General features: G+C 67.6%; 11 protein-coding genes and 1 tRNA gene. 6 read left to right on the forward strand and 6 right to left on the reverse strand.

Translation table 11 applies throughout. The features are described 5' to 3' along the window. Positions 1 to 2: 2 nt before the first annotated feature. The 3 genes from J2X60_RS02600 to J2X60_RS02610 all read right to left on the reverse strand — a co-directional run bounded on the left by J2X60_RS02600 (position 3) and on the right by J2X60_RS02610 (position 3,626). Positions 3 to 2,327, reverse strand: a complete 2,325-nt coding sequence (locus J2X60_RS02600; protein WP_309886404.1) for a glycoside hydrolase domain-containing protein — start codon at positions 2,325 to 2,327, stop codon at positions 3 to 5. Continuing rightward, complete coding sequence (locus J2X60_RS02605; protein ID WP_309886405.1) at positions 2,327 to 3,313, reverse strand: hypothetical protein; 987 nt, start codon at positions 3,311 to 3,313, stop codon at positions 2,327 to 2,329. Before J2X60_RS02605 ends, J2X60_RS02600 begins: the two co-directional genes overlap by 1 nt. 239 nt (positions 3,314 to 3,552) lie before the next feature. Next, positions 3,553 to 3,626 (reverse strand) — tRNA-Pro (locus J2X60_RS02610). A gap of 307 nt (positions 3,627 to 3,933) precedes the next feature. Between J2X60_RS02610 and J2X60_RS02615 the strand changes: the two genes are divergently transcribed. Next, positions 3,934 to 4,323, forward strand: coding sequence for a hypothetical protein (locus tag J2X60_RS02615; protein ID WP_309886406.1), 390 nt, complete (start codon positions 3,934 to 3,936; stop codon positions 4,321 to 4,323). Between the two features lie 106 nt (positions 4,324 to 4,429). Here the strand turns inward: J2X60_RS02615 and J2X60_RS02620 are convergent, their stop codons facing one another. Continuing rightward, positions 4,430 to 5,383 (reverse strand): metallophosphoesterase, encoded by a 954-nt coding sequence (locus tag J2X60_RS02620; RefSeq protein ID WP_309886407.1) that lies wholly within the window; start codon positions 5,381 to 5,383, stop codon positions 4,430 to 4,432. Next, positions 5,380 to 7,938: a transglycosylase domain-containing protein gene (locus tag J2X60_RS02625; protein ID WP_309779982.1), complete on the reverse strand. Its 2,559-nt coding sequence runs from the start codon at positions 7,936 to 7,938 to the stop codon at positions 5,380 to 5,382. Before J2X60_RS02625 ends, J2X60_RS02620 begins: the two co-directional genes overlap by 4 nt. Positions 7,939 to 7,988: 50 nt before the next feature. On the opposite strand from J2X60_RS02625, the gene J2X60_RS02630 reads away from it, so the two are divergent. Next, positions 7,989 to 8,147 carry a hypothetical protein gene (locus J2X60_RS02630; RefSeq protein WP_022907077.1) on the forward strand — a complete coding sequence of 53 codons (159 nt, stop codon included), beginning with the start codon at positions 7,989 to 7,991 and terminating at the stop codon, positions 8,145 to 8,147. After that, complete coding sequence (locus J2X60_RS02635; protein WP_309886408.1) at positions 8,144 to 8,605, forward strand: RidA family protein; 462 nt, start codon at positions 8,144 to 8,146, stop codon at positions 8,603 to 8,605. The genes J2X60_RS02630 and J2X60_RS02635 overlap by 4 nt, the downstream gene beginning before the upstream one ends. A 78-nt stretch (positions 8,606 to 8,683) precedes the next feature. Here J2X60_RS02635 and acs read toward each other — a convergent pair whose 3' ends face one another. Beyond that, positions 8,684 to 10,672 carry an acetate--CoA ligase gene (gene acs / locus J2X60_RS02640; protein ID WP_309886409.1) on the reverse strand — a complete coding sequence of 663 codons (1,989 nt, stop codon included), beginning with the start codon at positions 10,670 to 10,672 and terminating at the stop codon, positions 8,684 to 8,686. A 604-nt stretch (positions 10,673 to 11,276) separates the two neighbouring features. On the opposite strand from acs, the gene J2X60_RS02645 reads away from it, so the two are divergent. The 3 genes from J2X60_RS02645 (at position 11,277) to J2X60_RS02655 (ending at position 13,434) form a co-directional block, all read left to right on the forward strand. After that, positions 11,277 to 12,275 carry a TadA family conjugal transfer-associated ATPase gene (locus tag J2X60_RS02645; RefSeq protein WP_309886410.1) on the forward strand — a complete coding sequence of 333 codons (999 nt, stop codon included), beginning with the start codon at positions 11,277 to 11,279 and terminating at the stop codon, positions 12,273 to 12,275. Positions 12,276 to 12,289: 14 nt separating this feature from the next. Beyond that, the gene (locus J2X60_RS02650; protein WP_309886411.1) at positions 12,290 to 13,126 is read left to right on the forward strand and encodes a hypothetical protein; all 837 of its coding nucleotides are present in this window, start codon (positions 12,290 to 12,292) and stop codon (positions 13,124 to 13,126) included. A gap of 101 nt (positions 13,127 to 13,227) precedes the next feature. Continuing rightward, entirely contained in the window at positions 13,228 to 13,434 is a 207-nt protein-coding gene (locus tag J2X60_RS02655) for a DUF4244 domain-containing protein (RefSeq protein WP_309886412.1), read from the forward strand. Positions 13,435 to 13,467: the final 33 nt, after the last annotated feature.

The raw sequence follows: 13,467 nt of genomic DNA on the forward strand, positions 1-13,467 counted from the left end.
TCTCACCCGAGGCCCGCCTTGTCGTAGAGCTGCTTCACAGCGCTAGCGGCGAAGGTCTCGAGCTCGGAGTCCGTCGGGAATGCCTTGAAATCGACGAATGCAAATACGCTGGCGAAGTTCGTGAACGAAGCAGAGCGGAAAACATCCTTGACGGCAGCGACCGCGACAGCACGGCTTCCGAAGCGCGCGTTCAAGAAGGCTGCTAAACGGTCCTCCGCCCGGGCGTTCGCCACGTAGACCGCACGGAAAGCGTCGTCCGCAGCTAGTCCGCCCCTCGTTGCGTGGCCAACAAGCCAGCCGTCTGCATCGCCGAACAGGTCGCTTTCACCGAAGGTGTTCTCGTCGTCTTTGACTCCAAGGTGTGCCGACACGAAGCTCTCGATGTCTGGATTTCCTGCTGCCCTGTACTTGCCCCAGAACGTCGCGAGATCAAGGGCCCAGCCTCCCAGATCGCCCTTTCCGAGCAAGCTCGAATGTGCGTGGTCTCCCCAGTGCAGGACGCCCTGTGCTGTCGCGGCCATGTGCGCCGGATCATGTGGCATGTTCGCAAGGACCGCCGTTACGTCCGGGAATGTACTGTCTATCTCCCCACGTACCCGTGAGTGCGCCAGCCCCAGATCACCCGGAGCATTCTGGAGCCGAGGCAAATAGGCATTGAATGCCGCGGCAAACGACTTGCCTACTTGCGCCGAATCGTAATAGCGTTGCATCAGGAATCCCAGCGTGTGGATGCTTGCAACATCTTCCGCCGGCTCCAAAGCTTCTCGGGAAGCGACCTTCGCGGCCACGTATTGAATCTTCGACACGTCGAACTGGGCCGACCAAATCTCCTCAGAGTATGCGGGAGAAAGCGACACGTCGGCGCGCGTCGCTGGAGCCGCAGAACTGGATACCGCATTCCGATCGATGTTCTGGCTCTTGTCTTCCTTTATCTGGTTGTACCACCAACCCCGAGGCATCGGGTAGCCGAGGTTGCCTGAGTACCCCGTCGACATACCGCTCACCCAGATGGCGTCGGCAAGGCCCATAGACGCAACCTCCGCTGCGACGTTCCTCGTAGCGTAGACCCCGATGCGATACGGCCGTACTGACGCTTTGAGTCCGTTTCGGAAGCCCACGAAGTACGGCCGGATGCGGGTCTGAATTTCGGCGCCGAACGCGTCGTAGTCCACCGCAACGAAGATCACTGTGTTTTCGGTGAAGCCAAGTTGTCGTGCTCTGAGGCTTGCGGCGTAGCCGTCCTCATAGCCGAAGTCCTCACGGAAGAACTCGGCGGCATTGTTCCAGTTCTGCATGACCGGCGAGACCCGAAAGCCAGCACTGAACAAGGTGTCCAGTTCGCCCCTCGCGATGCTCTTGGCGGCAACGGTGAGATAGCGAAGGATGACGTCAAACCCTTGGGTGCGAAGCGAGGCTGCCATCTCCTTGGACACCTTCGTGGTGGTGTCGACTCCTCGCACCGGACGGTCCGGGTTTCCCGTGCTAACGAGTAGCGCAGCCCACGTATCGAAGTCGCCTCGCCCAGTCTGTTCGAGGAGCATGAAGCTCTGGTACTTCCGAACTGAGGCCTCCAGTGTGCTGTTGAACGAACCGGTTCGCGTCACGCTTTCGCCATTGAACAGCAATGCCAACTGGAAGAGCGAGACAAACTTTTTTGCGCCATCCGCTGACCCAGGGCCCACATTCGCTTGATTTCGAAGCCCAGACTGGGTGCTTGGGCCGAAGTTCCCGTTCGCAGCGCTGTCCGAGATGCCGATCTCGTATTGAATACCGAGCATGAAACCGAACTGAACGTCGCGGCTGTAGATCCCATCGCAAGGGACAAGTCGATAACCCGAGTGGGACGAATAGCGTCCATTGAGCCACTGCTGTGCTTGGCGCACCGCCGCGCTTCCGCCGGACAGCATGGTGTAGGCGTCCAGCGTCAAGAGAGACCGCATAAGTTTCACGTCGACGTCAGTACCGCTGGTTACGCCGAGGCGAGCGCGGATCGTCGACACCGACGACGATGTTGCGTCCGCCCATGTGCCGAAGGTTGCTCCCGCTGCATACCCTTTACACCAGAGAGCGCATTGCAGCAGCCCGATCACGTTCTTGTACTTCGAGGAAGACGAGAGCTTGTTGATCTTGGAGACGTATGCAGAAGCGGTGCCTTCTCCGAAGTTGTTGGACAACGCGCTGATCCCGAGCTCGTGCTGGAGACCCTTCGTGATCGCGTACATCGTTGCCCATCCCGGGATGCCGTCCGCGGATATTACCTCGTACCCCTTGATGGACCGGTAGCGGGTGTTCAACCAGTTCTGCGCGGCCTGCACTTGCGCATCCATCAGTTGACTCCTTGAAGTCGAGGAGCAGTTGTCGAAAGTCCGCCACTCGTTCGTGAGGTCTCTGTCATGCTCGCTGCCGGTCGGATTCGCGCGAAGTGCTCGCTCGTGAGTTGGAGTGAGACCGCGGCATATTGAGGTGCGTGCCCCTGTACAAGGTCAGTCGCGAAGGTCAGCTCGGCGGACACCGAGTGGCCCGGCAACAGGTCGTGGATCAGGCGAAGACTGAGGCTTCCGGGCCCGGATGAGTCGAGTTCCAAATCGAGTGCAGTCTGCCCCTGGGACGGGACGGATGGATCCACTACTCGAGATAACGAGCACGCTCTGACTATCTCAGGGTCATAGCTCACCGCGATGAGCGCGCCGACAGGGAGCGCTCCTGGACCTTCATTGAGTACCGTGATGACCGAAGGAAGATCGTACTCGCCATCAGTCAGACGAATCGACGTCCATCCGACCGACAGGATGGGGCGGAACGCGGGTGCGGGAAGTTCGACCGAGGCCGGACGGTCGACAGGTGTGCGCGTCGTGCCTGTGCTTGTCTCGATCAACATCGCTGACGGCCTGAGAGCGCCGATGCCGTCATTCATCAGAGGTCCTACGCTGGCGAGGGGGAGGGCGAGTGCGCCTCCACGCTCCGCGTCACTGATTTCCTGGGGAAGAGTGACTGTCACGCTTCCGGCCTGACGACGGGTAGGGCAGGCGATCGTGCTCTTCCCGAACGACAGCATGGCGTCGTCGAGGGTGTCCGAGAAGCCCCGCTCGTCGAAGGTCAAGGTGAAGGAGGCCCCAGCCAACGCGGCGATAGCGGGTACGGTGACCACGATTGGGGCGGTATTTTCGTAACGGATGCGGTGCGCCGTGTCGAACGTGGAGGTGGTCGTTACCGCGACGTCGAATGGCGGCACGACGGTTCCTGCTTGCGCTGGAGAGGTCTCGAGAGAAGCGACCACCCATGCCGACGCGACTGCACCGCTCGTTGCGATCATGGATCGCCGGCTCATGCCTCGCCGTTTCGGGACGTCCGTACCTGTGGAGTGATGCACTCTCGGAAAGCTAGCGAGCTCAGGCGGACGATCAGGCAAGGGATCTGGCAGATGTGTCTGGAGACGCATCGGCGCTCCTAGCGAACTGTCCTCTGGACAGCTTCAGTTGCGCGACGAGACGACGGAAGCCTGGCGTCCATCGACGCCAGGCTTCCGGTGTTACTTACTGTCTCAACACAGTGTCGGGGTGACAGGATTTGAACCTGCGACCTCCTCGTCCCGAACGAGGCGCGCTACCAAGCTGCGCCACACCCCGCGGTGTGTTCGCTTCTCTCGAAGCGACGGATCGAGTCTACACGACCGGATGGGTGGTCTTGACCACGCACGTGGCGGCACTGTGTCCTGCGATGCATTGCGGGTTGTCGACTTGCACCGGCGGGTCTCTGCTGCCAGCTTCGACCCGGGGCGGCGATCATCATTCGTAGGGGGAGTCGCCTCGTCGTACAGAGCTCAGCGCGTCACATGACGCATGAAGCCCTACCAGCTTGGTGGGGAAGGAAGGGTGTGCACCCATGGAAACGAAGAAGCGTTTTGCCCTGATTGCGGCTTCGGCAGCGGTTGCGATGGGACTCGTGATCGGTCCGGCCGCGTCGGCCTCGGCTGCGACGACTTCGACGATCGAAGGAAGCGTCCCGAAGAACGGCGGCAACGCGTTCTTCGAGCGGGGGCGATCCCACAGCTCGGGTCCGATCAAGGTGTCGATGTCCTCGTACAACGGGTGCGGTAGCCAACTCGTCATGGCCCTCCGCAACGGCCCGAGCGCCGGCGCGACGCGTGTCACGAACGTCGTTCAGTTCAAGAAGCTGAACACGACGTACACGTTCACGAAGAAGGGTTCGACCTCGACGACCATCCCGAGCGGGACGTATTACATCACGGCGGCGCTGGTCGAGCCCGGCGCTGGCTGCCCCGGGCAGAACCAGCTGCCGTTCTCCGGCAAGATCACCATCTGAGTCGGACACGAACTGGCGACGCGATCCGGGAGGGCAGCAGATCGTCCCCTGGAGCACTCGAGTGGCCCCGCTGCACTGGTAGCGGGGCCACTTCCAGCTTGGCCGGTCAGGCTCGGGCGGTCAGGGTGACCACGACGGCCTCGGGTCGGCAGGCGAAGCGGACCGGCGCGTAGATCGACGTGCCCAGGCCCGCAGAGACCTCGAGCCACGACCAGTGCCCACGGTGCTGCCACTTGTGCAGCCCGCTGACGTACCGACGCGGCAGGTCGCAGTTCGTGACGAGGGCACCCACGCCGGGGACCTGGACCTGTCCGCCGTGGGTGTGCCCGGCGAAGATGACGTCGGCGCCCTGGGTGACGAAGGCGTCGAGCACCCGGCGGTACGGCGCGTGGGTGATGCCGAGGGCGACGGGGGAGGGGCCGTCCTCGTCCTCCGACCAGGGCACGTCGCCGCGCATCTCGTCGACGTTGGTCGGCAGCAGGTCGAGCCGGTCCCAGTCGCGGTGGGCGTCCGACGTCCCGAAGAGCTCGAACCGCGACCCGCGGAGTTCGATGGCGTGTGCCTGGTCGTTCACGTCCAGCCAGCCGAGGGACTCGAAGAACGCCGTCTGCCGGTCGATGTCGAGCTCGACCGGACGGGTGCCGTGCTTGTGGGTGCTCGGACCGCCGAAGTACTTGAGCGGGTTGCGCGGCGTCGGCCCGTAGAAGTCGTTCGACCCGTACGCGAACGCCCCGGGGACGCCGCGGAACGGCTCGAGCGCGTACTCCACCGCAGCGTTGGCCGTGGGGTGCCCGAGGTTGTCGCCGGTGTTGACGATGAAGTCGGGCTCGACGAGGCTCAGGTCACGCAGCCACTGCTGCTTGTCGGCCTGCCACGGCGCCATGTGGATGTCGGACAGGTGCAGCACGGTGACGTCGCGCGACCCCGGCGGGAGCACCGGGATGGTCTCCCACCGGATACCGAACCGACGTCGCTCGACGAGCGTGCCCCAGGCCGCCGACGCGGCACCGACGGCCGCGCCCGCTGCGATGACCCCCAGCGCAGCGCGACCGCGACTCACTTGCAGTCCTTGGGCGCCTTGCCGTTCTTGTCGCCGTAGAGGGTCAGCGTCACCGCGGAGTCCTTGCTCGCCGCGGCGTGCACGCCCGGGTCGACCGAGGCCACACGGCACGTCTTGCCGGCGCCGCCCTTCTCGTAGGAGCCTGAGATGTTCACGTTCGTGAAGCCGAGCTGGTTGAGCTTGGAGCGGGCGGTGTCGAGCGTTGCGCCGGCGATGGCGGGCATGACGATCTGCGATCCGTCGGAGGTGTACACCGTGACGCTCGCGCCCTTCGACAGGAACGAACCGCTCGCGGGGGAGGTCGCCTTCACGGTGCCGGCCTTCTCGGAACCCGGCTGCGAGCCGCCGTCGACGTACGTGAACCCAGCGCCCGCAATTGCTGAACGGGCTTCCTCGACGGTCTTCCCCGCGACGTCGGGGATTTGGATGCTGTTCCCGCGGATCGATGACGACGACGGATCAGTGAAGGCGCCCCCCGGGTACGCGGCGTTCACCGGGGTCTGCGCCTGGCGCCAGACGTCGGCACGGACGCCGGCGTACGTGCCGTTCACACCATTGCTGAAGTGACGGAGGTTGATCTTCTTGCCGTCGGTGTTGCCCTGCCAGTACGCGGTCGCGACGCGGGTGCTCGCGCCGACGAGCCAGATCTGCTCAGCCTCGTCCGTGGTACCGGTCTTGGCGAACATCTGCGTGCCGTCGTAGGTCTGCGCGCCGCGAGCGGTACCGCTCGTGATCGTCCGCTTCATCGCGTACACCGCGGTCTGCGCGACCGCGGGGTCGATGGCCTGCTTGCAGTCCTTCGGCTGTCCGCCGAGCTGCTTACCGTCGGCGTTCGTGATCTGCTCTACCGCCACCGGGGCGCAGAAGAGGCCGTTGTTCGCGATACCGGCGTAGGCGGCGGCCATCGTGAGCGGCGCGATCTCGTTCGTACCGAGGATGAAGGACGGATTCGTGGTCAGCTCGCCGCCGTCGGCACGGTGCACGCCGAAGTTCTGCGCAACGCTCTTGATCTCGCAGAGATCGAGCTTCTGTGCCATTGAGGCGAATGCGCCGTTGATCGAACCAGCGGTGGCTCCGATGACGCTGTAGTTTCCGTTCTCGCCAGGCGAGTCGTTCGAGACGTCGAACTGCGTGTAGTCGGTTTGACCACAGATATTCCACGGCGACACCACCCGCGCCGTGCCGTTCACCGTTTCGTTGAGCCCGTGCCCGGCCTTGATCCAGTCGAGCAGTGTGAACGCCTTGAAGGTCGAACCCGTCTGGAAGCCGTTCGAGTTGCCGTACTTCTTGTCGACGCTGTAGTTCAGCGAGGTCGCGGTGGGCGGGGACTGCAGGGACTGGTCGTAGTCCTTGTTCTGCGCCATCGTCAGGATGCGTCCGGTGCCGACCTCGACCGAGTCGAGCGTGGCTCCGAGCGCGATCCGGGTCTCCGCCTTGTTGTCGTACGTGTTCAGGATCTGCTTCTGCTGCGCGTTCAGGTCGATGTCCAGCGTTGTCTGGATCTTGTACCCGCCGTTGCGCCATGCAGCATCGCGGTCCTTCTGGGTGGCGCCGAGCTGCGACATCTCCTTGACGACCTTGACCGCGTAGTCGCAGAAGAACTGCGAGCCGTCGCCGACCGAGGCGCGGCATCCCTGGGACGGCTGCGTCAGGTGGACGTAGTCCTTCGGGTTCGACTTGACGGCTTCGTCGTACTCGGCCTTCGTCAGGTGCTTCTGCGCGTACATCGACTTGAGGATGACGTTGCGGCGAGCGACGTTGGCGTCGTAGTACTTCGGGTTCGACAGGTTGCGCGTGTTCGGCGACTGCACGATCGCGAGGATCGAGGCGGCCTCGGCCGGGGTCAGGTCGGTCGCGCTCTTGTTGTAGTAGTGCTGCGCGGCGGCCTGCACGCCGTAGGTCTGGTCGCCGAAGTACGCGATGTTGAGGTACCCGGTGAGGATCTCCTTGTGGGTGTACTTCTTGGCGAGCCCGATCGCGAGCTTCATCTCCTCGAGCTTGCGGGGGATGGAGGTCTCGGTCGCTTCTTGGTAGGCCTTGAGCTGCTCTTCCTTCGTCGGGAGCTCGAGCGCCTGGTTCATCTTGATGTTGCGGACGAGCTGCATGGTCAGCGTCGACCCACCGCCCGACTCGCCGAGGCCGCCCGCGAGGGAGCCGACGCCCGCACGGACGAGCGAGGTCATGTCGACGCCGCCGTGGTCGTAGAAGCGCTTGTCCTCGCCGTCGATCGCCGCGTTCTTCAGCTGGTCGCTGATCTGGTCGAACTTCAGCTCCTGACGGTTCTGGTCGTAGACCGTCGCGAAGTGCACGCTCTTGCCGCCCTGGTACGCGTACAGCTCGTTGCGCTGCGGGAGGTCACCGATCTCGATGTACTCCGGCAGGGACTCGAACACGCCGATCGTCGACGTCGTCGTGACACCGGCGACCGCGATGGCCGGGGTGACACCGATCGTGACGAGCAGACCGGCGAGCACGCTGAAACCGACGAAACCGACGAAGGCGCCGACTGCAGAGACGGGCTTGGTCCGCGAGGCAGACGTCTTCTGGGCAGACATAGGATGCAGCCTAAACGACACCGCCGACTGAAAGGCTGGCAAGGATCTCCATGACTCGCTGGGAATACCTCACGACCCCGTTGATCATCCACAACACCACCGCCATCCTCAACAACTTCGGTGACGAGGGGTGGGAACTCGTCCAGGTCGTCACCGGCCCCGAGGGCGGACTCGTCGCCTACCTGAAGCGCCCGAAGGCCGACGCATGACCGTCGCCGACCGGCTCGCCGAGCTCGGGCTGACCCTGCCGGCGGTCGCGGCCCCCGTCGCGGCCTACGTGCCCGCCGTCGTCACCGGCCGGTACGTCTACACGGCCGGTCAGCTGCCGTTCGTGGACGGTTCGCTGCCGGTCACCGGCAAGGTGGGCGGCGCGGTCGACGCCGAGACCGCCACGGCCCAGGCGCGTGTGGCGGCACTCAACGCCCTCGCCGCCGTCGAGTCGGTCGCCGGTTCGCTCGACCGGGTCGCGCGCGTCGTCAAGGTGACGGTGTTCGTCGCGTCCGACGCGTCCTTCACCGGGCAGCCGGGCGTCGCGAACGGCGCGTCGACCCTCGTCGGCGACGTGTTCGGCGACGCCGGCGTCCACGCGCGGAGCGCGGTGGGCGTCGCCGTGCTCCCGCTGGACGCGCCGGTCGAGGTCGAGCTGGTGGTGGAACTCACCGACTGACGGACCGGCAGCAGCGCACGTCACGCGAGCCGCGCCTCCAGTCCGATCGGACAGGAGGCGCGGCTCGCGTCGTTCCTGCTACATGAGTTCCGAGATGGTCGCCATGATCGTCGGGTCGGCCAGCGTGGTCGTGTCGCCGATGCGACGGCCCTCGGCCGCGTCGCGGAGCAGGCGACGCATGATCTTGCCGGAGCGCGTCTTCGGCAGCTCGGGCACGATCACCACCTGCCGGGGCTTCGCGATGGCGCCGATCCGCTTGCCCACCCAGTTCCGGAGCTCCGCGGCGGCGGACTCACGGTCGACGTCGGCCGCCGCCTCCGACGTGAGGATGACGTAGGCGACGACCGCCTGCCCGGTCGTCTCGTCGGCGGCACCGACGACCGCGGCCTCGGCCACGCCCTCGTGCCCGACGAGGGCCGACTCGATCTCGGCCGTCGACAGGCGGTGTCCCGACACGTTCATGACGTCGTCGACCCGACCCTGGATCCAGATGTCGCCCTGGCCGTCGAGTCGGGCGCCGTCGCCCGCGAAGTACCGACCGGGGAAGCGTGACCAGTAGGTCTCGACGAAGCGGTCCGGGTCGCCCCAGATGCCGCGCGCCATCGACGGCCACGGCTCGGTGATGGTGAGGTAGCCGCTCTCGCCGGGGTCGGCGCGGTGGCCGTCGTCGTCGACGATCTCGGCGACGATGCCGGGCAACGGTGTCTGGGCGGCTCCGGGCTTGAGCTTCGTGACGCCGGGGAGCGCGGAGATCATGATCGCGCCGGTCTCGGTCTGCCACCACGTGTCGACGATGGGCGTGCGGTCGTGGCCGATGACCTGGCGGTACCAGTTCCACGCCTCGGGGTTGATCGGTTCGCCGACGCTGCCGAGCAGGCGGAGGGTCTCGAGGCTCCGGGCCTCCGGGACCGCTCGGCCAGCCTTCATCGCCGCGCGGACCGCGGTCGGCGCGGTGTAGAGGACCGTGACGCCGTACGCGTCGACGATGTCCCACCAGCGGCCGGGCTTCGGCTCGTCCGGGGTGCCCTCGTAGAGCACCTGCGTGACGCCGTTCGCGAGGGGACCGTAGACGACGTAGGAGTGCCCGGTGATCCAGCCGATGTCGGCGGTGCACCAGTAGACGTCCTTCTCCGGGTGCATGTCGAACACGTTCTTGTGCGTGTACGCCGCCTGGGTCAGGTAGCCGCCGGAGGTGTGCACGATGCCCTTCGGCTTCCCGGTCGTGCCCGAGGTGTAGAGGATGAAGAGGGGCGTCTCGGCGGGGAAGGCCTGCGCCTCGTGGGTGGGGTCCGCCTTCGCCAGTTCGTCGTGCCACCAGAGGTCGCGCTCGTTCCAGGCGATGTCGTTGCCGCCGCGCTTGACGACGAGGACGTGCTCGACGCTGTCGGTGCCCTCGCCCTCGAGTGCCTCGTCGACCGCGGGCTTGAGTGCTGAGACCGCGCCACGGCGCCAGCCGCCGTCGGCCGTGACGACGAGCTTCGCGCCGGCGTCCTCGATGCGGGCGCGGAGGCTTTCGGCGCTGAAGCCACCGAACACGACCGAGTGCACGGCGCCGATGCGGGCGACGGCGAGCATTGCGACGACGGCCTCGGGGATGAGGGGGAGGTAGACGACGACGCGGTCGCCCTGCTCGACGCCGAGGTCGGTGAGCATGTTCGCGGCGCGCTGCACGTCGGCGGTCAGCTCGGCGTAGGTGATGCGTCGGGTGTCCCCGGGAGCGCCCTCGAAGTGGATCGCCACCCGGTCGCCGTTGCCCGCGCGGACGTGCCGGTCGAGGCAGTTCTCGGCGACGTTGAGCGTGCCGTCGGCGAACCACTTCGCGAACGGGGCTCCGGACCAGTCGAGGGTCTGGGTGAACGGCGTCCGCCAGTCGAGGAGCGCGCGGGACTGGTCCGCCCAGAACGCCTCGCGGTCGGCGGAGGCGGCCTCGTGCAGGTCCTCGTGTGCGACGGCGTCGGCGACGAACTCCGGCGACGGGGGGAACGTGGCGTCTCGGCCGGCGTTCGGGGTGTCCGGGCTGCCGGGGGCTCCGTCGTTGCGGGGGTCGGTCTGGGTCGGAGCGGACATCGATGTCCTTTCGCGTCGTTGCGGCAGGGGTGCAGTCGGAGACTACCCCTCGGCATGGGCGCGGGTCGGCGGGGGCGCGTGCGGCCGTGGCGGTCCTGTTCGCTCTGGGCGTGCAGCGCGGCACGCCGAGAAGTCGATCCGGGGGTTGCTTCCGGAGGCCGATCATGGGGTACAGTAGTTCCCGCTGGACTCGTTTCCGGCGGCAACGGTTCGGATTCCCCCCAATCCACCGATGTCAAGGCGGCACCTGTTCCCCCCAACCGGTGCCGCCTCTTCTCGTTTCCGGGCCGGTTCGTGCCACGGTCGACCGCGCTCGGGGTCGGCGACACGCGTCGATCCGCGCGGGCAAGCCGAAGCGTGGACAGACCTGTCCATGCTCCTGCATCGAACCGCGCTGTGGGTTGTTCGACACGTGTTGCACAATCGAACTCGGTACCGCTGGGCGGGTGGTGGTGTCCGGGCGTTCCAGCACTGGGACACCGACTGGGGTACGGCATTGCGTGCCGGGGTACAAAACGGTCCGTTGCTCGCCGAGCGGGCAGCTCTCCACAGGAGGTGGAGTGGACCTCCGAGCGGCGACGGCCGCTCCCTACTCTCTGGTCGCATGCACCGACACCGTGCCGACGCCCCGTTCCTGCCCGGCGCCACGCGACCGATCCGGAGTCGGGACGTCGTCGCCGCCGAGTTCGAGGAGCTCGCCGCGCTCGTCGGCGACGCGGGCGTCACCGACGTGCTCGTGGTCGGCGGCCGCGGGACGTGGGTCGACCGGGGGCGCGGGCTCGAACGAGCCGGACCCGAGCTGCCCGAACGGCGGGTGCGGGAACTCGCGACCGAACTCGTGGCACGGGGCGGGCGGCACGTCGACGAGACCACGCCCTGCGTCGACGTCCGGCACGGCGACGGCATCCGCGTGCACGTCGTGCTCGCACCCGTGTCCGTCGGCGGGACCGCGGTCTCGATCCGACTGCCCGCACCGACCCGGCCGACCCTGCAGTCGCTCGAGGCGCTCGGAGCGTTCGCGCGCGTCCCTCGATCGGTCCTCGAGCGAGCGGTCGACGAGCGCCGCAACGTGCTCGTCACCGGCGCGACCGGGAGCGGCAAGACCACCATGCTCGCCGCGATGCTGGCGGCCGTCCCGCCCGACGAGCGGATCGTCACCGTCGAGGACGTCGCCGAACTCCGGATCGACCACCCGCACGTCGTCACGCTCGAGGCCCGGCAGGCGAACGCCGAGGGCGCCGGTGCGCTCGGCCTCGACCGGCTCGTCCGCGAAGCGCTCCGCATGCGACCCGACCGCATCGTCGTCGGGGAGTGCCGGGGCGCCGAGGTCCGAGAGCTCCTCTCCGCCCTGAACACCGGGCACGACGGGGGAGCGGGGACGGTGCACGCCAACGGGATCGCCGACGTGGCGGCGCGGCTCGAGGCTCTCGGTGCGCTCGCCGGGCTCGGGCCGGAGGCGCTCGCCCGGCAGACGGTCAGCGCGCTCGACCTGGTGGTGCACGTCGAGCGGCACGCGGGTCGGCGGCGGCTGGGTGCGGTGGGTGCGTTCCGTGTCGGTCCGGACGGGAGGCTCGTGGTCCGTCCGGTGGACCGGTCGCGGTGAGGGTGAGACGGTCGGTGCGCCCACGGCGCGTGGCGCTCGACCCAGCGGCGGCGGCCCGGACGCTGGACCGGGTCGCGACGCTCGTCGCCGCCGGCGTCCCGCCCACCCGGGCGTGGGCACTGGTGGGCGGCTTCCCGCAGGACGCCGGCCCCGCGTGGCAGGACGTCGCCGCCGTGCTCCGCGTCGCCGAACACACCGGGGCGCCGTCGGCGGGCACCGTCCGCGCGCTCGCCGGAGCGCTCCGGCGGTCGGCGGCGTCGGACCGCGCCGTCCTCGTGGCACTCGCCGGTCCACGAGCGAGCGCCCGGGTGGTGCTCGCGTTGCCGCTGCTCGGCCTCGCGCTCGGGTCGACCTGGGGATCGGGGGCCGTCCAGGTGCTCGTGGCGTCGCCGGTCGGCTGGACCTGCGTCGTCCTCTCCACCGCGCTCGTCCTGCTGGGGCGGGCGTGGACCGCGCGCCTCGTCCGTGCGGCGACGCCCGACGGGCACCTGCCGGGCGTGCTGCTCGACGCGTGGGCGGTCGCGGTGTCCGGTGGTGGGTCGTGGGTGGACGGGGGAGCGGCCGTGCGGACCGCCTTCGCCGACCGACCGTGCCGTGCCGCGGACGGCGAACACCTCCGAGAGGTCCTCGCACTCGCGCAGCGTGCCGGGGTCCCGGCGGCGTCGCTCCTCCGCGCGGCTGCCGAGGACGTCCGCGACGACGTCGCTGCCGCGGGCCTCGCCGCCGCGGAACGACTCGCGGTCCGGCTCGTCCTGCCGCTCGGGGTGTGCGTCCTCCCCGCCTTCGTGCTCGTCGGGGTCGTCCCGGTGGTGGTCGGGGTCCTCTCCTCCACCGTCGTCGACGTCGGCTGATCCTCCACAGATCCGGTGACCGGTCCCGTGCCGAGGGCCGCCCGCGGCGAGGCTGGTCGCATCGCATCGCATCGCATCGCACCACCAGGAAGGACAGTCACATGATCAACACACCCAGCACGCACCGCCAGCACCTCGGCGCCCGACTCCGGCGACGACTCGACGACGACCGGGGATCGGCGACGGCCGAGTACGCGGTGGTGATCCTCGCCGCCGTCGCGTTCGCCGGGGTCCTCGTCGCCGTGATGCGCTCCGGAGAAGTGCAGAGCATCCTCACGGAACTCGTCCGTGGTGCCCTGTCCCTCTGACCCGCGCCCGGCGGCGGACGGGGAGCGCGGCAC

This window comes from Curtobacterium sp. 320 (genome assembly GCF_031455235.1).
GTDB lineage: Bacteria > Actinomycetota > Actinomycetes > Actinomycetales > Microbacteriaceae > Curtobacterium.

What these genes read in the sequence shown, in the direction of transcription:
- J2X60_RS02600 (WP_309886404.1), bottom strand. Translation starts at nt 2,327, where the DNA reads ATGGATGCGCAAGTGCAGGCCGCGCAGAACTGGTTGAACACCCGCTAC.
- J2X60_RS02605 (WP_309886405.1), bottom strand. Translation starts at nt 3,313, where the DNA reads ATGATCGCAACGAGCGGTGCAGTCGCGTCGGCATGGGTGGTCGCTTCT.
- J2X60_RS02615 (WP_309886406.1), top strand. Translation starts at nt 3,934, where the DNA reads ATGGGACTCGTGATCGGTCCGGCCGCGTCGGCCTCGGCTGCGACGACT.
- J2X60_RS02625 (WP_309779982.1), bottom strand. Translation starts at nt 7,938, where the DNA reads ATGTCTGCCCAGAAGACGTCTGCCTCGCGGACCAAGCCCGTCTCTGCA.
- J2X60_RS02630 (WP_022907077.1), top strand. Translation starts at nt 7,989, where the DNA reads ATGACTCGCTGGGAATACCTCACGACCCCGTTGATCATCCACAACACC.
- J2X60_RS02635 (WP_309886408.1), top strand. Translation starts at nt 8,144, where the DNA reads ATGACCGTCGCCGACCGGCTCGCCGAGCTCGGGCTGACCCTGCCGGCG.
- acs (WP_309886409.1), bottom strand. Translation starts at nt 10,672, where the DNA reads ATGTCCGCTCCGACCCAGACCGACCCCCGCAACGACGGAGCCCCCGGC.
- J2X60_RS02645 (WP_309886410.1), top strand. Translation starts at nt 11,277, where the DNA reads ATGCACCGACACCGTGCCGACGCCCCGTTCCTGCCCGGCGCCACGCGA.
- J2X60_RS02655 (WP_309886412.1), top strand. Translation starts at nt 13,228, where the DNA reads ATGATCAACACACCCAGCACGCACCGCCAGCACCTCGGCGCCCGACTC.